General features: G+C 42.7%; 18 protein-coding genes and 1 riboswitch. Of the genes, 12 read left to right on the top strand and 6 right to left on the bottom strand.

Going from position 1 to position 23,552, the window contains the following annotated elements:
* Nucleotides 1–23: 23 nt before the first annotated feature.
* On the bottom strand, nucleotides 24–1,400 hold the full coding sequence (locus tag C6Y07_RS13745) for an MATE family efflux transporter (protein ID WP_106156907.1): 1,377 nt from the start codon (nucleotides 1,398–1,400) through the stop codon (nucleotides 24–26).
* Nucleotides 1,401–1,513: 113 nt separating this feature from the next.
* Between C6Y07_RS13745 and C6Y07_RS13740 the strand changes: the two genes are divergently transcribed.
* The 3 genes from C6Y07_RS13740 to C6Y07_RS13730 all read left to right on the top strand — a co-directional run bounded on the left by C6Y07_RS13740 (nucleotide 1,514) and on the right by C6Y07_RS13730 (nucleotide 3,326).
* Nucleotides 1,514–2,380: an AraC family transcriptional regulator gene (locus C6Y07_RS13740; protein WP_060595967.1), complete on the top strand. Its 867-nt coding sequence runs from the start codon at nucleotides 1,514–1,516 to the stop codon at nucleotides 2,378–2,380.
* Nucleotides 2,381–2,394: 14 nt separating this feature from the next.
* Nucleotides 2,395–2,952, top strand: a complete 558-nt coding sequence (locus C6Y07_RS13735) for a GNAT family N-acetyltransferase (protein ID WP_106156905.1) — start codon at nucleotides 2,395–2,397, stop codon at nucleotides 2,950–2,952.
* 113 nt (nucleotides 2,953–3,065) lie between these two features.
* Nucleotides 3,066–3,326, top strand: coding sequence for a hypothetical protein (locus C6Y07_RS13730; protein WP_081311424.1), 261 nt, complete (start codon nucleotides 3,066–3,068; stop codon nucleotides 3,324–3,326).
* Here C6Y07_RS13730 and C6Y07_RS13725 read toward each other — a convergent pair.
* A complete protein-coding gene (locus tag C6Y07_RS13725) occupies nucleotides 3,321–3,857 on the bottom strand; it encodes a serine O-acetyltransferase (RefSeq protein WP_060595970.1) in 537 nt (178 codons plus the stop codon). The genes C6Y07_RS13730 and C6Y07_RS13725 overlap by 6 nt on opposite strands.
* A 385-nt stretch (nucleotides 3,858–4,242) precedes the next feature.
* On the opposite strand from C6Y07_RS13725, the gene C6Y07_RS13720 reads away from it, so the two are divergent.
* Genes C6Y07_RS13720 through C6Y07_RS13695 form a run of 6 tightly spaced genes read left to right on the top strand, consistent with a single transcriptional unit; the run spans nucleotide 4,243 to nucleotide 12,553 of the window.
* Entirely contained in the window at nucleotides 4,243–5,589 is a 1,347-nt protein-coding gene (locus tag C6Y07_RS13720; protein WP_106156903.1) for an aspartate aminotransferase family protein, read from the top strand.
* Nucleotides 5,576–7,072, top strand: coding sequence for a pyridoxal phosphate-dependent decarboxylase family protein (locus C6Y07_RS13715; protein ID WP_066031056.1), 1,497 nt, complete (start codon nucleotides 5,576–5,578; stop codon nucleotides 7,070–7,072). The genes C6Y07_RS13720 and C6Y07_RS13715 overlap by 14 nt, the downstream gene beginning before the upstream one ends.
* Nucleotides 7,069–8,850 (top strand): IucA/IucC family protein, encoded by a 1,782-nt coding sequence (locus tag C6Y07_RS13710; protein WP_106031487.1) that lies wholly within the window; start codon nucleotides 7,069–7,071, stop codon nucleotides 8,848–8,850. The genes C6Y07_RS13715 and C6Y07_RS13710 overlap by 4 nt, the downstream gene beginning before the upstream one ends.
* The gene (locus C6Y07_RS13705) at nucleotides 8,847–9,401 is read left to right on the top strand and encodes a GNAT family N-acetyltransferase (RefSeq protein ID WP_060595973.1); all 555 of its coding nucleotides are present in this window, start codon (nucleotides 8,847–8,849) and stop codon (nucleotides 9,399–9,401) included. Before C6Y07_RS13710 ends, C6Y07_RS13705 begins: the two co-directional genes overlap by 4 nt.
* The gene (locus C6Y07_RS13700; protein WP_060595974.1) at nucleotides 9,376–10,725 is read left to right on the top strand and encodes a lysine N(6)-hydroxylase/L-ornithine N(5)-oxygenase family protein; all 1,350 of its coding nucleotides are present in this window, start codon (nucleotides 9,376–9,378) and stop codon (nucleotides 10,723–10,725) included. The genes C6Y07_RS13705 and C6Y07_RS13700 overlap by 26 nt, the downstream gene beginning before the upstream one ends.
* Before the next feature lie 13 nt (nucleotides 10,726–10,738).
* The gene (locus C6Y07_RS13695) at nucleotides 10,739–12,553 is read left to right on the top strand and encodes an IucA/IucC family protein (RefSeq protein WP_106061805.1); all 1,815 of its coding nucleotides are present in this window, start codon (nucleotides 10,739–10,741) and stop codon (nucleotides 12,551–12,553) included.
* Between the two features lie 41 nt (nucleotides 12,554–12,594).
* On the opposite strand, the gene C6Y07_RS13690 is transcribed toward C6Y07_RS13695, so the two are convergent.
* The 4 genes from C6Y07_RS13690 to C6Y07_RS13675 form a co-directional block, all read right to left on the bottom strand.
* Nucleotides 12,595–13,452 (bottom strand): GNAT family N-acetyltransferase, encoded by an 858-nt coding sequence (locus C6Y07_RS13690; RefSeq protein WP_106072481.1) that lies wholly within the window; start codon nucleotides 13,450–13,452, stop codon nucleotides 12,595–12,597.
* A gap of 114 nt (nucleotides 13,453–13,566) precedes the next feature.
* A complete protein-coding gene (metH, locus tag C6Y07_RS13685) occupies nucleotides 13,567–16,995 on the bottom strand; it encodes a methionine synthase (RefSeq protein WP_106156901.1) in 3,429 nt (1,142 codons plus the stop codon).
* Nucleotides 16,979–18,820 carry a bifunctional homocysteine S-methyltransferase/methylenetetrahydrofolate reductase gene (locus C6Y07_RS13680; protein ID WP_106072479.1) on the bottom strand — a complete coding sequence of 614 codons (1,842 nt, stop codon included), beginning with the start codon at nucleotides 18,818–18,820 and terminating at the stop codon, nucleotides 16,979–16,981. The genes metH and C6Y07_RS13680 overlap by 17 nt, the downstream gene beginning before the upstream one ends.
* Nucleotides 18,821–18,898: 78 nt before the next feature.
* Nucleotides 18,899–19,017: riboswitch (SAM riboswitch) on the bottom strand.
* Nucleotides 19,018–19,098: 81 nt separating this feature from the next.
* On the bottom strand, nucleotides 19,099–19,590 hold the full coding sequence (locus C6Y07_RS13675; RefSeq protein ID WP_034663377.1) for a YajQ family cyclic di-GMP-binding protein: 492 nt from the start codon (nucleotides 19,588–19,590) through the stop codon (nucleotides 19,099–19,101).
* A 237-nt stretch (nucleotides 19,591–19,827) separates the two neighbouring features.
* Between C6Y07_RS13675 and C6Y07_RS13670 the strand changes: the two genes are divergently transcribed.
* From C6Y07_RS13670 to C6Y07_RS13660, 3 genes are all read left to right on the top strand, one after another.
* A complete protein-coding gene (locus C6Y07_RS13670; protein ID WP_060595980.1) occupies nucleotides 19,828–20,676 on the top strand; it encodes a CvfB family protein in 849 nt (282 codons plus the stop codon).
* 233 nt (nucleotides 20,677–20,909) lie between these two features.
* Nucleotides 20,910–21,887, top strand: a complete 978-nt coding sequence (locus C6Y07_RS13665) for a BMP family lipoprotein (protein ID WP_060595981.1) — start codon at nucleotides 20,910–20,912, stop codon at nucleotides 21,885–21,887.
* Nucleotides 21,884–23,533, top strand: a complete 1,650-nt coding sequence (locus C6Y07_RS13660; protein ID WP_060595982.1) for a methyl-accepting chemotaxis protein — start codon at nucleotides 21,884–21,886, stop codon at nucleotides 23,531–23,533. Before C6Y07_RS13665 ends, C6Y07_RS13660 begins: the two co-directional genes overlap by 4 nt.
* The last annotated feature ends 19 nt before the right edge of the window (nucleotides 23,534–23,552 follow it).

Below are 23,552 nucleotides of genomic sequence, written 5' to 3'. Positions count from 1 at the left end.
AAGGACTGCACCCGCAGTCCTTTTTATGTGGAAGAAAAGCGATACTCTGTCCATACCCTTGAACGCCACCGCCTATACATAAAGATGCCTCTTACCCATTCATCCACGATAAAAGAAATCCAAACTCCAATGAGACCCATCTCAAGCTGAATGCCTAAAAAGTAAGCGATCGGAAGCCCAATGCCCCACATTGAAATCATCGCCATATACACTGGAAACTTCGCGTCACCAGCAGCCCGCAAGGAATTAATAATGACCATATTAAAAGAACGGCCCGGCTCCAAAATAATTGTCAATAGGAGGAGTGTGGCGGCGATTTGAATGATCTCGCTGTTGCTAGTGAAGAAAGCAAGCAAATGCGCCGATGATAAAGATAAAGCAGTGGAAGAAAGAAGGGAGATGCCAATGGCCCAGTATAAGCTTTTCATGCATCTGTGATAGGCAGCATCGAATTCCTTCGCCCCAATATGGCGCCCGATTAAAATTTGTGTCCCTTGGCTAATGGCTGCACCAAATAGCATAATGAACATCATTAAATTTTGAGTATAGACCTTTGCTGCTAATGCCTGCGTCCCCATAAACGTAATAAACAGTGTAATGATCATTTGAGAGCCGTTATAAGAAAGCTGCTCTCCAGCAGAAGGAATCCCGATTTTCAGAAGCTTTTTTAAATGTGTCCGCTGGATGTGAAACATCTTCTTCAGTGAAAAGCGTAATCCAATTCGGCGGCGTACAATGAGGATCATTGCCATTAATCCGATCAACCGAGCAAGTGAGGTAGAAAAAGCGACCCCCATCACACCTAATACGGGGAAGCCAAACGGACCGAAAATGACCAGATAGTTACCGGCAACGTTTAGCAAGTTCATTCCGATGGTGACATACATCGTATCTCTTGTATATCCGTAGCTTTTTAAAATTGCACTATACGTCATAATGAGCGCTTGAATAAAAGAAAGCAGTCCGACAATTTGTAAAAATACCGCCGCATCCGGCATGAGCTCACTCGATAGGCCCATCAGGTGTAAAATGGGAACAGCTAATACAAACATGAGAAGACTAATGACAAAGCTAATCAAGAAGTTGGTTCCTAGTGAGACATAGGCGACTTGAGTCGCTTCCTGTCTGCGGCTAGCTCCTAAAAGCTGGGCAATCACAATCGTCGTTCCAGTTGTAATGAAACTGAACATGACAATCAATAAATTCAGGAGCTGGTTGCTTACACCAACTGCGGCAACACTATTATCGGAATATTGGCTGAGCATGAGGGTATCCGCGCTTCCCATGAGCATATATAAAGAGATTTCAATAAAAATAGGCCAAGTTAATGCAAATAATGAAGGGTGGGTTTTCTTACCCCTAGCTTGAACCTTTTGAATTGGCAGTGATTGAGGTTTCATCAATCAACCTCCTTTCGTATAAATCCGATTTATAGTGTACCTTGCATCGACTATAATAAGAAGAGATGAAACCGAAACTTATTGGAGAAATCCGACTTCATAAGGGGATGAATATGAATCGATTTATTACATTTACTGTACCGCCGTTCCCGGTTTATATTGCTTCAGGCAAAGGTGTATTTCATCAAGGAGAAAGACATATCTCTAGAACCTTCACTGTGTTTGATCTTCTTTATGTCACAAAGGGGGAACTATGGATCACAGAAGACAGAGAGGCTCATCACGTAAAAGAAGGAGAATATATCATTCTCTCACCTGGCTTGTCTCATGGGGGGCACCTGCCATGCGAAGAAGAAACTCACTATGAGTGGCTGCATTTTTCAATTGATCCATTTGAGTTGACGAATCGGCTGAGAGAACACTGGTTTGATATGAAACAAAATCAAGCCACCTTTGAAAAGCCGGCAACATATGAATTTAGCCTGCCTCGTATAGGAAAAGTGAAAGGAAGAAATGTGTTCGAAAAACATCTTTCAGCAATGCGTGCACTAAATGATGACGCGTCTGAACTGCCGCTGAAAAAGCAGCTTCAGTTTGAGGAAATGCTCATTCATTTACAAAAAGAAGCATTTCATATTCCAAGTGCAAAGGAGAATGTCGCCTCAGAAGTGGTTCATTATCTTGAGCGTCACTTTATGAAGAAACTACAAATGGAAGAGCTTGCAGAGAAGCTGCATTATCATCCTGATTACATGACAAGGTGCATGCAGACTGTATATGGACTGACGCCAAACCAATACATCAATCGTCTCAAGGTCGAAAAAGCCAAAAGCATGCTTGCCTCAACGAATGATAAAATCGCAGCTATTGCTGATCACGTAGGCATTGACGACCCTACTTATTTTTCTAAACTGTTTCGGCAAAACGAAGGCATGACGCCTATCGAGTACCGTCATCTAGCAAAAAGAACGACAAAGTAAAGGAACGTGAACAGATGAAAAGTGAAAAGGAAGAGCATGTGAGCATACAAGCATTAAACGAAGCCGATTTAGAGATGGTATGGCATTTAAAATTCAAAGCACCAGATCAGTCCTATCGAAAGTGGAATGCCCCATATTTTTATGAACACGAAATCCCGCTTGCTGCATTTAAAAAACGATACTTACAGGACACATCCATTCCGCCAAAGCTATATGGCATTGAAATAGACGGCGAAATCAAAGGCACCGTGTCATATTATTGGGAGAATGAACGTACACGGTGGCTTGAATGCGGCATTCTCATTTATGACTCGCGTTTTTGGAGCGGTGGCGTTGGGACAAAGGCGTTAAGTCTATGGACTGATGAGTTATTTACACACATTGATATCCCTCGAATTGGTCTTACCACATGGTCGGGAAATGAACGGATGATGCGGTGCGCAGATAAATGCGGATTTGTCCTTGAGGGGAGACTGCGAAAGGTCCGTTACTATCAAGGAGAATATTATGATTCGATGCGCTATGGGATGCTGAGAGAGGAATGGAAAAGCCTCCCGCGACATGCTACTTAACAATGATGAATCATTTTAGGACAAAAGGATCGAATGTTTGAATAAACTGAAGAAGAAGGGGGGCTAAAAAGCATAATAGAGAACATGTAATTTACATAAGGAGGAGTTTGAACGTGAGAATTACGGGGTTATTCGTTTCACTTGCTGTTGCCATTTATTTATGGTTTGATGCGCCAAAGCATGATAAAGACAAATGGCTGTGGGCCATTTTAGGGGTCCTATTTAGTACCATCGTTCTCGGTATTTATTTGATCAAGACAGAGAGGAAGGGACTTGGCTGGACCATTCTCATTTTAACGATCTTGTTTTATCTCATGCTGCTCATCTCTGTTTTGATCGGTATCATTCTTTTTTATCAGGTGAGTCCTTCATGAAGAAGGGCTTTTTTCTTTTACCTTTTGCGCAGGCATACCTGCAATAACAATCTTCTCCTCGTGAAAAGAACGGTTTACAACAGCATTTGCTCCGATTGAAATATGATTTGCAATATAGATGTCCCCAAACAGCTTAGCACCAGGGCCAATCCATACATGATCCCCAATGGTTGGCACATCCTTTTCATGATGGTTCTGACCAATATTCACCCCTTGATGAATATCACAAAATGCCCCAATTTTTGCATGCTTGTTCACAATTAAGAGACCCGTATGATTGATTCTAAGGCCAGGGCCGAAGACACCAATCGGAATATCAAAGCCAAGCTGCATGCCTTTCTTTTTATGTAAATAGCGATAAAACCATTTGCGAAGTGTAGCGCCGCTATTAGAATAGTATTCATATTTTCGTAAAATCCTTTGATATTTCCATATATCATCCCCAAACCACTTAGGTCTTTTGCGCTTAATGGCTAATGCTTTCTTATCCTGTGCCAAGTAGTGGTGAAGATCGTGCTTCGTTAAAATCATCAGATCCCTCTCCATTCCCTTTTGTTTCAGAGAAATTATACCATTATAACCATTTATATCAATATAGAGAGGCGTTTATTTCTTTCTTTTTCTACATCACTTTCATCCAGTTTCCTGTATAAAATAAGAGCTTCGTCATGAGTAGAACAAAAGAACCAGGAAGAATGATTTGTAATTTTTTCTACACCATTCCGTCTCATCCGTTTGATCTTCTTATGGCAGTAGAGGTTTGTAAAAATTACACGAAAATACTCGCTAAAAAGAGAATATAGCATTCATATGCTTTTCGAATCATCTTTTTGAATACAATTGACTTTCATATCTCACATCCTCTAGGCTAGTAAATGAAAATGATAATCTTTATCAATTGGAGGAGTGTTTTATTATGTCCATCAAAACCGTTTCTAAAAATCAGCAATTTTTAGAGCAGCAAAGTCAAAGAGAATCTAATGCAAGGTCTTACCCGAGACGGTTCCCATTAGCCATGCAAAAAGCCGAGGGTATGATCGTGACAGATGCGGATGGCAGAGAGTTTTATGACTGCCTGGCAGGCGCAGGAACACTTGCACTTGGTCACAATCATCCAGTTGTTATAGAAGCTATTGAACGTATGCTTCATGAAAAAAGACCGTTGCATACGCTGGACATAACCTCAGAAATTAAAGAAGAGTTTGTGAATGAAATTTTTTCTCACTTGCCAGAAGAGTTTGCAAAGAGAGCCAAAATTCAATTTTGTGGACCAACTGGTGGTGATGCCATAGAAGCAGCAATTAAATTAGTCAAAACAGCGACAGGGAATCGAAGCATTCTATCATTCCATGGTGCGTATCACGGTGCGACACATGCCACGATGTCATTAAGTGGGAATTTATCTCCAAAAGAAAGAGTGCAAGGGTTAATACCTGATGTTCATTTTATGCCTTACCCATATGAATATCGCTGCCCATTTGGAATTGGTGGGAAGGATTCGCACCGCATTTCAAGTTCGTATATTGAGCGTGTATTAAATGATCCTGAAAGTGGTATTCTTCCGCCAGCAGGTATGATCTTTGAAGCAGTGCAGGGCGAGGGAGGCTCCATTCCAGCATCTATTGAATGGATGAAGGAAATGAGAAGAATCACAAAAGAAAAAGGGATTCCGCTCATTATTGATGAGGTTCAATCAGGCATCGGCCGAACAGGTAAGATGTTTGCCTTTGAACATGCAGGAATTGTACCTGACGTCATTGTGCTGTCAAAAGCCATTGGTGGAAGCCTGCCGCTTTCAGTTGTGATTTATGATCAAGATTTAGATCAATGGAATCCAGGTGCACACATCGGGACATTTAGAGGGAATCAAATGGCGATGGCTGCAGGAACCGCTACGCTTAAATTTATAAAAGAAACCAACCTGCTTGATCATGTAGAACAGTTAGGAAATCGTATGCAGGCGCATCTAAAAGACATCCAAAAACAAGTACCTGCTCTCGGTGATGTTCGAGGAAGAGGTTTAATGATTGGCGTTGAAGTAGTCAATCCAAATGAGAAACAGGATGTGGACGGAAGCTATCCAGCGAATCCAGAGCTGGCCAGTCTTATTCAAAAGAATTGCTTCGATAAAGGCTTAATTGTGGAGACAGGAGGCCGTTTCGGAAGTGTGATTCGATTCCTGCCGCCACTCATTATGACAGAAGAACAGCTTGAAAAAGTCATCGCTATTTTTAAAGAGGCCGTGTACGATGCAATCAACTAAAGCTTCTGTGGATTCATTATTTATGAATCAAAGCCAGCTTGGAAGAGAGTCCTTCCAAGCGGCTCTTCATACATCTATCGACAGCTTACTGGAGCAATGGCAAAAAGACACAGGACCATACAGCGGAATATTGCCTGGGAAATTAGCGGCTAGTGTCGAATCGTTATTCCGATTTCAACCGTTTGGAGAATCAATTGAATCTGTCTTTCAAGATATAAAAGAATATCTTTTGCCGCATTTGATTGATGTATCGCATCCTAAATGCTTGGCACATCTGCATTGTCCGCCGCTCATTCCTGCACTTGCCGCAGAGGTGATGGTGAGTTCCTTTAACCAATCAATGGATTCCTTTGATCAAAGCGGTATTGCTTCTTTGGTTGAGGAGGAAATCCTCAAGTGGCTATGTGCAAAGTTTTCTTATGGCGGCTTAGCAGATGGGACATTTACAAGCGGTGGAACCCAATCTAACTATATGGGGCTGCTTCTGGCGAGAGATGCCTTTTGTGAAAACACATGGCAGTGGAATGTTCAGCAGAAAGGCTTACCAAGTGAAGCTCACCGCATGAGAATTCTTTGCTCTAAAAATGCTCATTTTACGGTGAAAAAATCTGCATCCCAGCTCGGTTTAGGGGAGCAGGCTGTTGTACTGGTCGAGACGGATGAGCATCACCGAATGGACCTCAATGATTTGAAAAAGAAGATGGTTGAATTAAAGGATCAGAACCTGCTTCCTTTTGCGGTAGTAGCGACTTGCGGGACAACTGATTTTGGAAGTATTGACCCGGTTCGAGATGTGTATGACATCGTCAAACCAGACGGTCTGTGGATTCACGCAGATGCTGCCTACGGCGGAGCACTTGTATTAAGCGAAACCTACCGAAGTAAATTAGCCGGTATGGAGCTTGCTGATTCAATCACGATCGACTTTCATAAGCAATTTTATCAGCCGATTTCTTGCGGGGCATTTTTGCTGAAGGATAAAAGACATTTTGGTTTGATCGATTATCATGCAGATTATCTTAATCCAAAGGAAGATGAACTAGATGGTATTCTACATCTCGTCAATAAATCTATCCAAACGACGCGCCGGTTTGATGCTCTGAAGTTACTTCTCTCTCTTCGTCTAATTGGAGAAGAAGGATTTGGTGACATCATTGACCATACCATTCATTTTGCGAAGGATGTGGCCGCGCTTATTGAGAGAAATGATCACCTTGAAGTAATCAATCCTGAGCCGGAAATCAATGCGATTGTGTTCCGATTTAAGGATGAGCACCGAACAGATGACATCAATAAAATCATTCATCGGACATTGTTCAAAACGGGAACTGCTGTCATTGCGAAAACAGTGGTTGATGGCCGAACATGCTTAAAATTCACTTTGTTAAATCCGAGAACGACAATCACACATATTGAGGAAATCCTTTCTGACATCGTTGATATCGGGATCGCTCATATTCAATCCGGGAGGGTACTACGTTGAGTCAATATAAACAAATGGCTGAAAATGCAACTATGCAAAGCTTTTTAAACTGTTTTTTACGCGAAACAGGAATCGATCGATCTGCAAAAAAAGAGACGAGAGCAGATGGCTCGCTTGTATTCATCGCAAAACTAGCAAAGCAAGATCTAGAGCTTGTGATTCCGATCCGATATGTTTCATCTGTTGGCCGCCATCTCTTTGATTTTCCGATTCGCTTCCGTCCGCAAGGCAGTGAACAAGAGGGCGCAATCGCCGATTACACGACACTTGTTGCTCTATGTTCAAAGGAGCTTCTCATTGAATATGGCCGCACAGATGCAGAGGATGAATTCATGCTTCGCATCATTTTAAGCTGCCGAAATATTGAACGATTCTTAAAGGAGCGAGAAAGTGATCGAGCAGCTCTTTCTGAAGCCGATTTTGAGTATATCGAGGCTGAGCAGTCACTTCTTCTTGGACATTTAACGCATCCCACTCCAAAAAGCAGACAAGGGATGACGGAGGAGGAAGAGGCGGTCTATTCTCCTGAGCTGAAAGGGGCTTTCCAGCTTCATTACTTTAAAGCGCACCATTCGATTGTGCTTCAGGATTCGTCTATTGCACAGTCTGCGGCAAGCCTCATGTTAGAAGAGCTCTTGCGCCAGGTACCAGAAGAAACAGAGAGACTGAATACGTTAACAGAAAACGGAGAATATGTGCTCATTCCGATTCACCCGCTGCAAGTCAAAGTGGTCATGGAGAAAGCGTTCGTCCAGCGTTATATAGAGGAAGGGAAACTGACTTATTTAGGACCGCTGGGGTCTGAATACACAGCGACTTCATCCTTTAGAACTGTCTATCAAAAAGATTCTGCTTACATGCTCAAATTCTCTGTTCCTGTGAAAATTACAAACTCCTTACGTGTCAATAAACAAAAGGAACTGGATCGCGGAGTTGAGATGTCTCGCATTTTAAAAACAGAATTAGGCATTTCTTTATACGATAAATTCTCTGGATTCCGGGTCATTGAAGATCCTGCCTATTTATCCATTCAAGGAGAAGAGGCGGAATCTGGCTTTGAAGTAGTCATTCGTCAAAACCCATTTTTGCATCGTGAAAAAGGGGCAAGCTTAATTGCTGGATTATGTCAGGATCATGCGTATGGTGGAAAATCGCGATTAGCAGGGATCATTCATGACCTTGCAGACGCAGAAGGCCGATCAACAGATGCTGTGAGCCAAGATTGGTTTAAGCAATATTTAACCATTTCGTTAGAACCGATGCTCTGGCTGTTTGAAACATATGGTCTTGCACTGGAAGCCCATCAGCAAAATGCTGTTGTGCAAATGAAGGCTGGTTACCCGGACACCTTCTATTATCGTGACAACCAAGGCTACTATTATAGTGAATCGAAAAAGGATAAACTCGCAAACCTTGTCCAAAACTTGAGCGTGAGAAGTGAAACCATTTGTGCAGATGATGTAGCCGTTGAGAGACTGCGTTATTATTTCTTCTTTAATCATTTATTTGGTCTCATTAACGGCTTTGGCACAGAAGGACTGGCAAAGGAAGAAGACTTGCTGGCACTCGTGAGAGACACATTGCTCGCTCATGAGGAAACATACGGGGCATCTGAACTGACAAACAGCCTTCTCCGCTCAAAGGAACTGCCTTCAAAAGCGAATTTGCTGACACGGTTTGAAGATATGGATGAGCTGACAGGATCTCTGGAAACACAGTCTCGTTACACAGCTGTCTTGAATCCGCTCTTTTTACATAAGGAGGCGCTGATTGGATGAGGCATCGTATTAGGTTTATTCGCGCTGAATATGAAAGGGATGTCCGGCTTGTCCACAAGTGGATGCAAGAAGAGTATGTTCACCCATTTTGGCATTTGAATATTCCGTTTCCTGCTTTTGAAAAGCATTTTTATCAGGCGATTCATGATCCGCATCAAACTCTTTATTTAGGAACAATTGATGGGACGCCAATGAGTTATTTTGAGGCATACAACGTCAAAGGTGACGTCATTGAATCCTACTATCAGCCTTCTCCGCATGATCAAGGAATCCATCTATTAATAGGGGAGCCGGATTATGTGGGAAAAGGATTTGCGGCCCCGCTGCTTCAGGCAATGACAGCCTTTCAATTTGAGCAGAACAAACGAACAGAAAAAATCGTCGCTGAGCCGGATATTCGCAATGAAAAAATGATCCATGTATTTGAAAAATGCGGATTTGAACGTGTAAAACCAGTCAATTTACCCGATAAAACAGGTCTTTTGATGTTTTGTGATCGAGAACGATTCGAAAGGAAGTATAACCATGACGCGGTTCAACAAGCAAAATAATGTAGTGGATGTAATTGGAATCGGCATTGGTCCGTTTAACCTGGGACTGGCCGCATTATCTGAAGAGGTAAATGAAATCGACGCTTTGTTTTTTGAAAGAAGTGAAGCCTTTCATTGGCACCCAGGTATGCTCATTGAAGGGACGACACTGCAAGTCCCCTTTTTAGCGGACCTTGTCAGCATGGCAGATGTGAAAAACAAATATAGCTTTCTTAACTATTTGCAGGAGCAAAACCGTTTGTATTCATTTTACTTTCTAGAGGATTTTCATATCCCGCGCAAGGAATATAGTCATTATTGCCGCTGGGTCGCAGATCAGTTAGACTCTTGCCGATTTGGCATGAACGTCGAATCTGTCTCATTGATTGAGAAAGCAGGAGAAAAGCGATATGAAGTGCATGTCCGTCATGTGAATGATCAAACCGTAGAGGTATTTGAAAGTAAGCATCTCGTCTTAGGAATTGGTACACAGCCGGCGATACCAGCATCGCTCCAGCCAGCTTTAGGAGAGAAAGTTTTTCACTCTGCTGACTATTTAAAACGAAAGAAAGAAGGCTGTTTTAAAGGGAAATCTGTGACAGTTATCGGCTCTGGCCAAAGTGCGGCAGAAGTGTTTTATGATATTTTATCAGATGATGAGGCAAAGGATATTCACTGGTTCACACGCTCTAAAGGATTTTTCCCAATGGAATATTCAAACCTTGGTCTTGAATATTTCTCTCCAGATTATATTGATTTCTTTTATGAGCTTCCCCAAACAAAAAAGGATGCTTTGTTAAAGCAGCAAGACTTGCTGTATAAAGGCATCAGCTCTGCAATGATCCGTGATATTTACCATTTGCTTTATGAACGTTCTGCCTGCGGAGAGCAGTTGAACACAGTGCTTCAAGCAATGACAGAGGTCAACTTGATTGAGGAAACAGCGGACGGCTTGTCCCTTTCATGCATGCAATGGGTCAAAGAGGACACCTTTACCCATGAGACCGATATTGTTGTGCTGGCGACTGGCTATCAATCGGTACTGCCGCCGTTTATCAACCCAATTTCTCATCATATTCAATGGGACGATCAAGGACGATTCCAGGTCGAACGTGAATATCGTTTAAAAACAAATACAATGGGTGAAAATGATATTTTTGTGCAAAATGCTGAGCTTCATACACATGGGGTTGGCGCTCCGGATTTAGGGCTTGGTGCTTACCGAAACAGTGTAATTATCAATGAACTTGCTCGTCAAACCGTGTATCCACTTTATCAAAAGCACGTCTTCCAGACATTTGGTACACACAAGAACGTCAACACATTTGAAGAAATCAAAGGTTAAGGAGGATGAAGCGATGAGTGTACAAGATGAATTGAAAAAAGCGGCGAATCCTGCTGCTTGGAAAAAGGCAAATCAGCGAATGGTGGCAAAAATGCTGTCTGAATACATGTATGAGGACATGCTTCATCCCGTGCAGCTAGATCGCAAGGATGGCATCGCTCAGTATGAATTAATCATTCATGAACATAAGAAATATCGCTATCTCGCAAAACCTCGTTTGTTTGATAGTTTTGATACAATCGCTGAATCAATCGAGTGCTGTCAAGACGGAAAATGGTCAAAGGATGTCAGTGCGATTGTGTTTTTACTAGACATTCAGCCGCTCATTCCAATGTCTTCTGATACAACAGGCCATCTTATCAAAGAGCTTCATCATACCCTGTTAGCTGATGTACATTTGCTGTCGAAAAAAGCACTTCGTGCGGATGAACTGACAGATACAGATTACGCTTGGATTGAAGGAGAGATGACAGGCCATCCTTGGATTGTGTATAACAAAGGACGAATTGGGTTCAGTTACGATGACTACCTAGCCTATGCACCTGAAAGGCAAGAAAGTGTGCAGCTGTCTTGGATTGCTGTTCACCGGGACCTTGCGACATTCCATGCGGTCGATCATGAAAATTATGAGCAGGTGATCGCCAAAGAATTAGATGAAGTCACGATCCGTCAATTTCACCGCGTGTTAAAGGATGAAGGATTGAATGCAGCTGATTATTATTTGATGCCTGTTCATAAGTGGCAGTGGACGCATATGATTATTCAGCATTTCCCGGAAGATTTGGCCTTGCGCCGGATTGTGTATGTAGGAGAGGGACTGGATCAATATATCCCGCAGCAGTCCATCAGAACCTTTACAAACATCTCAAATAAAGGCAAGCATCATATTAAACTGCCAATGAGTATTTTAAATACACTCGTGTACCGGGGACTTCCGTCAGAACGGACAGTCATTGCCCCTCGTATTACAGCGCATATTAAAGGGATTGCGGATCAAGACTCATTTTTATCGGATGTCTGCCGTGTGATTTTACCTGGTGAGAACGCAAGTATCAATGTCGATCATCCTTACTACAGCAAACTGCCTGGTGCGCCGTATCAATATCTTGAGATGCTCGGTGTGATTTTTAGAGAAAGCATTTATACGTATTTAGATGAAGGAGAGAGCCCTGTTACACTTGCAGCACTCACTTATGAGGATCATGAAGGTGAGCCATATGTGAAACAGCTGATTGAAAAATCTGGTCTCTCAGCAAAGGAATGGATGGCGAAATTTTTCCATGTGGTGATGCCGCCGCTGCTGCACTTTATGTATCAATACGGCACCGTCTTTTCACCGCACGGACAAAATACGATTCTTGTGTTAAAAGATCATCAGCCGCATCGTTTGGCGATCAAAGATTTCGTTGATGATGTGAATATTAGTGATCAGCCGCTGCCTGAATTAGCTTCACTAGGAGAAGATTTAAAAGAAGTGCTGCGGAGTGAGCCGCCGGAAGGGTTAGTGCAGTTTATCTTTACAGGACTGTTTATTTGTAACCTGCGTTACGTATCAAATGTGTTAGACAATCATCAATTGTTAGATGAAACGACTCTTTGGCGCTTGCTTGCAGAAGAAATTCAGCATTATCAAAAACAATTCCCGCAGCTGAAGGACCGTTTTGAACTATTTGATCTATTCCAGCCGAAGCTGACAAAGCTGTGCTTAAATCGTAATCGAATGATTGATTATGGGTACGGAGATGGAGATGACCGCCCGCATGCGTCAGAGCATGGGAAGGTCAAAAATGCACTCGCTCATGTTCTTTCGTCCGCCTGTGAGAAGTAATAGAAAAGCTGTAGACATCAACTGTCTACAGCTTTTATTTTTTACGAAAATGCTTGAGAGGCAAGGAAATAAAGAAGTGCGGGATCGTTCTGCTTTTCTTTTCCGCGAATCATCATAAAATGCGCTTTGTTTGTTTTCGTAAAACCTGCTTCAACAAGTGTTGCGTGCAGGCGCTCAGCTGTTTCCTCCTGCATATCTAAACGAATCGCACCCGAATAAGACGAGATGAGCGAATGGATGAGCGAAAGAGCTGTAAGTTCATCAATTGCTGCAAGCGGTCCAATCATTAAATTGGCAGGCGTTTCAACGCCAAATGCAAAGCCAGTTGTTTCGTGATGTTCATTCTTTGCAATGATACGCCGTGCTGCCCGGTTCATCCGGTTTTTTAAAAAGCTTGATCGATTTGTACCTGCGCCTTTTTCATCAAGTGCTTCAATGGACGGAAGGTGCGTTTCATCGGCAGGAGACAGGTGAATGTCATCTGACACACGAAGAGCCTCTGGGTTCGGTTTTTGCGCTTTGTAAGTATGAATGTAACCAGCCGTGTGAAACCCGATTTTTTCGTAAACAGGCCGCCCTTGGACAGTAGCGGTTAAAACGACAGGAATGCTCTGATCACTTTGACCTATCAGGGTGTCAATCATTTTCCGTGCAAGACCTAATCCGCGATGTGTCTCAGATACAATGACTGCCCCAATTGACGCCAATTGATCATATTGGAAAAGTCCCGCACATGAGATGACTTGTCCGTCCGTTGTTGAAAAACCTGTGAAATATCCATTTGTTAAAAGAGATGTGAGTTCTTCCGCATTGTAATCAGGCCATTCTACCTCTTTAGACAATGCGATGAGATCTGGTATGTCATCAATTGTTAATGCTCGTTGAACAACGTTTGTCATGACACGCAACTCCTTCTTAGCTGAATTCATTTATATGTATCGTACCATAAGAAGCATAGTGTAAAAATTGGTGTTTACAATCAAAAAAGAACCTCCAATTCCGGAGGCCCTGCATTAATGAACATTAAAATATCGAGCTTCAGGATGAGAAACGACGATTGCTGAAACAGATGCTTCAGGTTCCATCATGAACCCTTCTGTCAGATGGATGCCAATTTTTTCAGGCTGAAGCAGCTTGAACAGCTTTTCTTGGTCTTCAAGATTTGGACAAGCGGGATAACCAAAGGAATAGCGCTGCCCTTGATATTTTGCCTGAAATCGTTTTTCCATTGTGAAATCGACTGGGTCAGGGAAGCCCCATTTGTCACGAATCACTTGGTGGGTTCTTTCGGCTAATCCTTCTGCAAGCTCAAGCGCCAGAGCTTGGACCGCATGCATTTTTAAATAATCTCCTTCTTGCTTAAATTGCTGCGCAACTTCACGTATACGCGCACCAGCTGTGACGGCAAATAAGGCAATATAATCTTTCTCGTTTTCGCCGCTTTTCCGCACATAATCAGAAATAGAGCGGTACGGAAGCTTCTCCTGTCTTGGGAATTGGAACGTTTCAAGGATGCGGTCAGGCGCTTCGGGATCATAAATACGCAGATCATTTCCGTTTGAACTGGCAGGGTAAAATTGATATACAAATGCAGGCGCAAACCAGTTTTTCTCTCTGCCTTCGTTTAGAAGGTCTGTGACAAGCTGCTTTAATTCCAATGCTTTTGGATGCTGGTTAGCTAACAATGTTTTGACCTTTCCTTTTAATCCGAGGTGGTGACCAATGAGCATTTGTTCATTCACATAAGGCATAATGTGATGCAAATCGATGTCCCGCACATAATGACGTGCCGTAGTCTCTGGCGTAAAAATAGATGCCTGCGGGAGTGCCGCACGTTTTTCTAGTAATTCAATGACAGCTTGTGGCTGCTTTGCTTCTTTCTCTTTAAAAGGAGCCGCTGGCTCTTCTCCGGACTTTGTTTGAAACTGAAGAGGATTCGCTTTTAACTCATTGGCTAAAGATAAGCCGTCCATGGCATCTTTTGCATAAAGAACCGGTCCGTCATAATGAGGCGAAATCTTCATTTTCGTAAATTTCCGAGAAAGTGCAGCGCCGCCGACCAAAATGGGAACGGAAATATTCGCTTTTTGTAAATCCTGAGCGGTGAGTACCATTTGCTGAGCTGATTTCACAAGCAATCCTGATAATCCAATCATATCTGGTTTTTCCTTTTGCACAGCTTCGATCAATGTTTGAGGTGTCACCTTGATGCCGAGATCGACCACTTGAAAGCCATTATTGCTCAAAATGATGTCGACAAGGTTTTTCCCGATATCATGGACATCTCCTTTTACAGTTGCAAGTAGAATCTTACCTTTCCCGCTTGCATGCTGCTTTTCCATATATTGCTCGAGATACGATACAGATGCCTTCATCACCTCTGCCGATTGAAGCACTTCCGCCACAATCAGCTCGTTTTGATTAAAAAGACGTCCAACCTCAGCCATTCCCTGCATTAACGGACCATTGATGATATGAAGTGGTGATTCAAATTGCTCTAGAGCAAGGGATAAATCATCGATAAGTCCTTCTTTTGTTCCTTCGACGACGTAGAGTGCCAGCCTTTCATCAAGTGATAAGGAGACCTTTGGTTTTTTCTCCGTTTTCTTTTTGCCTCGGTAAAATTGGGTGAATTCAGCAAGTGTTTGATCATTTGTTTCATAGAGCAGCGTTTCAGCCAGCTTGATTTCTTCCTTTGGAATGGAAGCGAAGCGTTCAAGCTTTTCCGTATTCACAATGGCGTAGTCAAGTCCTGCTTGGACGCAGTGATACAAGTAGACGGCATTCAAGATTTCTCTGCCAAGAGGCGGGAGTCCGAAAGACACGTTGCTGATGCCTAAAATCGTCAGGCACTCAGGCAGATTTTCCTTGATCATTTTGATGCCTTTGATCGTTTCTTCGGCAGCCCCAATATACTGCTCATCTCCAGTGCCTACTGGAAAGACAAGTGGATCAAAAATGATGTCACTTGCGGGAATTCCATATTTCTTCGTTAATAGATCATGAGAACGTACGGCAATCTCGAGCTTTCGTTCTGCTGTTACGGCCATCCCTGTTTCATCGATCGTGCCGACAACAAGTGCACCGCCGTACAGCTTCACAAGAGGGAGAATTTCTTCAAACCGTTCTTCGCCATCCTCAAGGTTAATGGAATTGATGATGGCTTTCCCTTGGGAATACGTGAGCGCCTTTTCAATCACGTGTTTATCTGTTGAATCAATGACAAAAGGGGCTTTGACTTTTTTCATGGCCTCTTGTAAAAAACCTTCCATGTCAGCTGCCTCGTCACGGTCTGGATCAGCGAGACACACATCAATCACGTGAGCGCCGTTTTTTACCTGTGCGCGAGCAATTTCTGACGCTTCTTCAAATTTTTGTTCCGCAACGAGTCGTTTGAACTTGCGTGAACCAATAACATTGGTCCGTTCTCCTACAAAAAGAGGACGCATTGATTCCTCATACATAAGGGGCTCAATTCCTGATACGGTATGCTGAGACGATTCATGCGCGATGTGACGCGGCTGAATCGTGCGTACTTCATCTGACAAAGCTTGAATATGTGCAGGTGTTGTTCCGCAGCAGCCGCCAACAATATTTAACCAGCCTTCCTTCGCAAAAGCGGCGATTTTTTTAGCAAGAGAAACAGGGGATTCGTGATATTGACCTTCTTCATCTGGAAGACCAGCATTTGGATAGCAGCTAACCGCTGACTTGGCGATGGAGGAGAGCGTGCGGATATGGTCTGTCATAAATTCAGGACCAGTCGCACAGTTAAGGCCGACACTAATTGGTTTCATATGTTCAAGAGAGATATAAAAGGCTTCAATATCCTGACCAGCAAGGGTGGTTCCCATTGGTTCAATTGTACCTGATACCATGAGTGGTAATTGAATGCCTGCCTGCTGAAAGGCTTCCTGAATGCCTTTGAATCCAGCTTTTACATTCAGCATGTCTTGGCTTGTTTCTAAAAGAAGCGCATCACATTTGCCATCAATCAGGGCGCGGGCCTGCTCCTCATAGTTGGCAACGAGCTCACCGAAGGTTGTGCCGCCTGTCACAGATAATGTTTTTGTTGTGGGTCCCATTGCGCCTACAACAAATCGAGGCTGCTCCGGCGTGGAGTAACGGTCAGCTTCGTCCTTTGCCAGCTGGGCTGCCCGTACATTGAGTTCATAGGCAAGGTGGCCAAGCCCGTATTCATCAAGGACGAGCTTTGTAGCCCCGAATGTATTTGTTTCAATGAGATCGGCACTTGCTTCAAGGTATTCCCTATGAATCGCGCGGATGATGTGAGGGGCTGTTACATTCAAATACTCGTTACAGCCCTCATACTCTTCTCCGCCAAAGTCTTCTGCTGTGAGATTGGCATTTTGAATCATGGTCCCCATTGCACCATCAAGGACGAGGATGCGTTTCTTTAGCTGTTCAGTGATAGTTGACATGGATGTTTGACTCCTTTTCTTTCTGATGAATGTAGGTGGTCAGTTCTGCTGTTAAATCTGATCGAAGGAAAGGGGTAATTAAATAAATGCCATTAAACAATTCACAGGCTGTATCTAATAAAGAGCGGGCAATCGCTAAGCCTTCTGCTCGCTGCTTTTCCTTATCCTCGCCAGCCTTGGCCATAATGTCACGAATGGAATCAGATAATTTGATGCCTGGAATTTCATGATGAATAAACTCTGCATTTCGGCTGCTTGTTAACGGCATAATGCCAATATAAATCGGTTTATCCAAATGACGGCTCTCCTCATGAATTTTCACAAGCTGTTCCTCAGAATAAACAGGCTGTGAAATAAAATAATCAGCGCCGTATTCGATTTTTTTCTCAAGACGTTTGACCGCTTTATCAATGTGACGAACATTCGGGTTAAACGCGCCAGCTACTGAAAAATTGGTCTTTTTACCAAGCGGCTTCCCTGAGAAAGAAAGACCTTCGTTAAACTGCTTGATCAGCCGGATCAAATCAAAGGAGGTTAAATCATAAACCGACGTTGCACCTGGGAAATCTCCAATCTTAGAAGGATCGCCTGTAATGGCTAAAATATCAGTTAAACCAAGGGTGTCGAGACCCATCAAATGGGATTGAAGCCCAATCAAATTACGATCACGGCACGTAATATGGACAAGTGAACGCATATCAAGCTGCTGTTTCAATAATGCGCCGCAAGCCACATTGCTAATGCGCGGGGTCGCAAGAGAATTATCAGCTAATGTCAAGGCATCAATGCCTGCATTCTTTAACTCATTTGCAGCGACGAGAAATTTTTCGAAGTTCAGCTTCTTCGGCGGATCAAGTTCTACAATAATCGTCCGTTTTTCCGCAGCCAGCTCATCAAGACCTGGTTCAGTCCGCTGATCTTGAATCGAAATGATTTCTTCTTTTAATACTTTCACTTCTTTTTCAGTGATCGGCGCTAAATCCTTGACCGCTTCAGCCATTGCGTGAATATGCTGAGGTGTTGTTCCGCAGCAGCCGCCGATAATACGTGCGCCTTGATTTCTAAACTCAAGTGCACTTTTTCGAAAATAATCGTTATCTGTATCATAGACGAGTCTGCCTTCTTCAAGAGAGGGAAGACTGCTGTTAGGATAGACTGACAAATGGGAATTTTCTAAAATCGGTACGCCTTCGAGTGCCTGAATCATATGATAAGGGCCTAGCCTGCAGTTGATGCCGACGACATCTGCGCCAAGAGAGGACAATTCAGATAAACCATCCTTGAGCGGGGTTCCATCCTGCAAAACACCTTGTTCATGCATGGAGACGTTCATGACAATCGGGAGAGTCGTTTCTTTGCGTGCAATTTGGAGAACGGCCTTCGCTTCTTCCATGTCATAGTACGTTTCTAGCAATAATCCGTCAGGCTGTTCATTTAATAGAATGTACAACTGCTCTCTAAAGCTTCGTTTAATTTCTTCAATAGAGTAGGCATTTTTGTTAAATGTTCGAATGCCGCCGATCGTTCCGAGTACATAAGCGGAGCCTGCGGCTGTTTTTGCGATTTGTACGGCCTTTGTATTGATGCGCTTCGTTTCTTCCTCTAAGCCGTAGCGGGATAGTTTAATATAATTCGCACCGTACGTATTTGTTTGGATGATGTCAGCACCAGCCTGCACATATGCCTCATGCACGCGCTTTACTTCCTCTTCTTTCGATAAATTTAATTCTTCAAAGCAGCGGTCAATGCCGTAAGAGTATAAAAGTGTTCCCATTGCACCGTCAGCAATCAGTACGCGGTTTTGTAAGTCTTGTAATAGGCCCATTGGTTTCCTCCTTATTTCTATGTAACAAAAAAAGCCTTCTGATAAGAAGAAGACTTTTTGGCTGTATCGTAATTCTTCTCCTTATCTTCCAAGCAGTTGCTTGCTGGATTTAGCACCTTGGTCATAGAAAATATATTTCTACTACACCGGTTGCTGAGGCTTCACAGGGCCAGTCCCTCTGCCTCTCTTGATAAGAAAGTGATATGAACATGTCAATGAATTGAACTTCCATCAACTGTATCGAAAAAATCGAAAATAATCAATGGAAAATTTGAAATTTATCGAAAATTTATAAATTGAACGTCAATCGGTAAATCTGCCTTGCGCATAAGTGAAATAACCTCTTGTAAATCATCTTTATTTTTCCCTGTTACACGCACTTGGTCATCTTGAAACTGTGACTTCACTTTGATGCCGGATTGCTTAATGAGTGCATTGATCTTTTTGGCGTTGTCTTGATCAATCCCGCTGATCAGCTTCGCGCGCTGGCGTACTGTTCCGCCAAGGGCATGCTCGGTTTTTCCGTAGTCGATGTTTTTGGTAGGAACATCTCGTTTGATCAGCTTTGTCACAAGCACATCTTTTAGCTGCTCCAGCTTAAAGTCATCATCAGAGATGAGAACAAGCTCTTCTTTTTCAAGAGAAATATCACTTTTACTTCCTTTAAAATCATAACGGTTTTTAATTTCTTTCAGCGCTGCTTGAACAGCGTTTTGCACCTCTGGCAGTTCAACCTTCGATACAATGTCAAATGAGCTTTCTTTTGCCATAACACATGACCTCCATGTATAGATATTGCGTCTATTTTATCATGCAAATAGGAGAAGAAGAAACTTTATCGAAGAGACGAGTCAAAGAGTTCAGCCGGCAGCGGTATAAATCGTGTCCAGTTTGTCCACTTTAGCTAACAGAACTAGAGATGTTCATGTGAGGAGAAGTATAGTAGAATAAAGTGAATCAAAAGATGAACGAACGCTCTTTTATGGGCAGATAGGAAGGAAGAGAACATGAGACCAGGTGAGCAACTGACCTTGCAAATAGAGAACGAGATGGAATACGGCTACTTTTTGACAGATGGTGAAGATTCGGTCCTCTTGCACCGCAGTGAGATGACAGAGGATATTGGTGACCGAGATGAAGTAGAGGTCTACTTATATGTAGATCATGAAGAAAGACTGGCTGCCACGATGAAAATACCTACAATCAATGCGCATACATATGGCTGGGTAGAAGTCGTAGACGTGGTAGAAGACATGGGCGCATTTGTCGATGTCGGGCTGTCAAAGGATGCACTTGTTGCAACAGAACACCTCCCGCCTTTTGAGGAAGCATGGCCAAAAAAAGGAGACAAACTCTACTGTATGCTGAAAGTCACAAGCTACGGCAGAATGTTCGCAAAGCCAGCGACTGAAGATGTGATCAGTGAATTGTTTACTGAGGCACCTGAAACCTTAATGAACAAAGAAATCACTGGTACCATTTATCGCTTAATTGCGACAGGCTCTTTTATGCTGACAGATACAGGCGTGCGTGGGTTTATCCACCGTACGGAACGAAAGGAAGAACCAAGATTAGGATCGACCGTGACAGGACGCGTCATTGCCGTGAAAGAGGATGGAACCGTGAACGTTTCTCTGCTTCCTAGAAAACAGGAAGCGTTATCTGTCGATGCAGAAGAAATCTTAACCTATATGAGAACGAGAAATGGTGCCATGCCTTATGGGGACAAAAGTGATCCAGAAGACATCCGCGAACGATTCCAAATGAGCAAGGCAGCCTTTAAACGAGCATTAGGTCATATGATGAAAAATGACTTAATCTACCAAAAAGAGGGCTGGACATACGAGAAAAAATGAGCAGCGTGAAAACAAACCCTGACTTCAAGGGTTTTCATATCTCACTGAAAAGAAGAAAAAGGGATAAAATCATCATGATTTTATCCCTTTTTTTATATTTGTTATAAATAATGGGTTTTTTCAGTGAAAAAAGTCATGAAAAAAAGCTGAAAAACCTTCACTTAATCATTGAAACAACGCCTCTCAAATCCGATAAGAAAGGAGTAAGGATGATAAAAGGAGTGTGTGTGTGGATGAAAGTGAAAATTTCATTGCTTCTGGTGGCAGCCCTGCTTATGGTGCTCGCCGCATGCAGCAATCAGCAAGGGAAACCACCGGCATCAAATGCGAAGCATATTGGCGTTATGCTCACAGATGATGGTCTTGGTGATCAATCATTTAATGATTCATCATTTAAAGGATTAGAAAAAGCACGTGATGACCTAGGGGTTGAATTTGATTATAGAGAAATTGCAGAAACCGATACATATGAAAAAGGACTGACCGAGCTCGTAAAAGATGGCAATGACCTCGTCATCGGAGTAGGCTTCAGTATGCAAGAAGATTTAGAAAAAGTCGCAAAGAAATATCCGAAGAAGCAGTTCCTTCTCATCGATGCCGTATCTGAGCTGAAAAATGTGACCTCCGTGACGTTTAAAGAAGAGCAAGGCAGCTATTTAGCGGGCGCACTTGCTGCCATGACAACGAAAAGTGATGTCATTGGATTTGTTGGCGGTGTCGATGCGGATTTGATCCATCGTTTTGAAAAAGGGTTTCAAAAAGGCGCCAAATCAGTGAATCCGAACATCAAGATCTTATCCACCTATGCTAATACGTTTAGTGATGCGGGCAAAGGCAGTAAAATAGCTAAAGGCATGATCAAAAAGAAAGCTGACGTTTTATATGCCGCAGCTGGCTATACAGGTGTCGGTGTATTAAAAGAAGCGCAAGCGCAGGGCAAATATGCCATTGGTGTAGATAGTGATCAGTACTACACCGCTGAAAAAGCGGTAATTTCGTCCATGGTAAAAAAAGTCGATGAAGTGGTCTATCAATTCAGCGAACAGCTCGTCAAGAACAATCAGATCAAAAGTGGGCATGTTGTCTACGACTTAAGCAATGACGGAATCGATATGGCAAGAATTCGGGTGCTGAAGAACGCTGAGACATTGACCAAAAAAGTAAATGAGCTGAAGCAGAAACTTCTGAAAGAAGAGGGGGACGCATCATGAGCTTACGCATCAAAATTTTACTCAACTCACTCGTCTCACTTCTTTTAGCAGTTGGCGTCATTGCCTTTATCATTGTCAGTATGACAAAGATCCAATCATCAAATGAAACAGAAGTTCAAACCTTATTAAACGTTCAAAAAACAAAAGCAAGCTTTGAAAGTGTTGAACAAGCCATGACCAATTACTCCATGACACTTTCTGATGAACAGCTAGAAGTAGTTCAAACCGATATTTCTACAGCAAAAAAACAGCTGCAAACGTTAAACAAACATGCAGGTAATATCAACAAAGATGCACTAACAAGGTTAAATACAAAATATGATACGTGGACCAAGGAAGCGAATGGTGCCATTGGTGAAAAAAATGCATCAGATGCAAGACGGGTCGCTGCAAGAATTGATGGTGTTTTAAACGACGTCCATACAATGAATAAAAGAGCAGAAGAAGCGTATAAACAAAATCTAGAGAATACATCTGATAACGTGCAATGGATCATCACCAGTGCACTCGTTGCAGCCCTCACACTAATTGTCATTGCTGTCTTTTTAAATATTGGGTTAACAAGATCCATCGTGACCCCTATCAAATCACTATCCTACCGAGCGAAGCAGATCGCAGAAGGCAACCTTGCTGTCGAACGGATGGACATTCAGCGCAAGGATGAAATCGGCGGCTTGAATGAATCCTTTAATCAAATGACAGATCAGCTGATTAGTCTGATTAAAGAAATCAGCAATGTCTCAAGTCAAGTAGAGACATTCTCGATCCAGTTAGATGATGAAAACAAAAAGCTGATGGAATCTGCAAATCAAGTATCTGTCTCGACAGACGAAATGGCAAATGGGTCACAAGCCATTTCAGAGGATCTCCAGCATGGCGTCAGTTTGATTGAAAAGATGGATCAGCATGGACGTAAAAATTCCGAACGTTCACAAACAGTCATCCAAAGTACTGAGGATGCCATAGAAGCAGTGGAAAGTGGAAAGCACACGTTAACAGAAACAAAAACTGCGATTGAAAAAAATACACATGCCACAAGGCAAATCGAGCAGTCAGCAGGAGAATTCACGCAATACGCCAGCGGCATCTCGGCCATGGCCAAAACTGTTTCTGACATTGCGGATCAGACAAACTTACTTTCGCTAAATGCGGCGATTGAAGCGGCAAGAGCAGGTGAAGCTGGAAAAGGCTTTGCTGTTGTTGCAGATGAAATTCGTAAGCTTGCCGATGAATCATCTAACGCTACAAGACAAATCTTTGATATGGTCAGTCATATTGAAAGAGGCATTCAATCCATTAGTCAAACTGTCAAAGAAGGAGTCAAGCTTTCACTTCAACAGCAGGATGCGATGGACAAAACCTCACACTCCTTTGAAGATATAGAAACAAAAGCGCAGCACATTAAACAAGAAATGGCTGTCTTAAATGACCAAATTGTTCAATCAACAGAGCTTGGCGGACAAGTGCTGAACTCGATTGAAAATATTAGTGCGGTTGTAGAAGAAACAGCAGCTGGCAGCGAAGAAATTTCTGCCTCTGCCAATGAACAGCTGCAATCATTCCATCAAATGAACAAACAGGTAGAAGAACTGATGAGTATGACGGCAAGGTTAAATGAAACCGTCCATCGGTTTAAACTTTCATAAGTCATAAGAAAAGCACCCT

This window comes from Bacillus sp. LNXM12-1, assembly GCF_003004375.1.
Classification (GTDB): Bacteria; Bacillota; Bacilli; order Bacillales; family Bacillaceae; genus Bacillus.
Note: the sequence above shows the minus strand (reverse complement) of the source record. Positions and strands in the feature narration are given on the sequence as shown.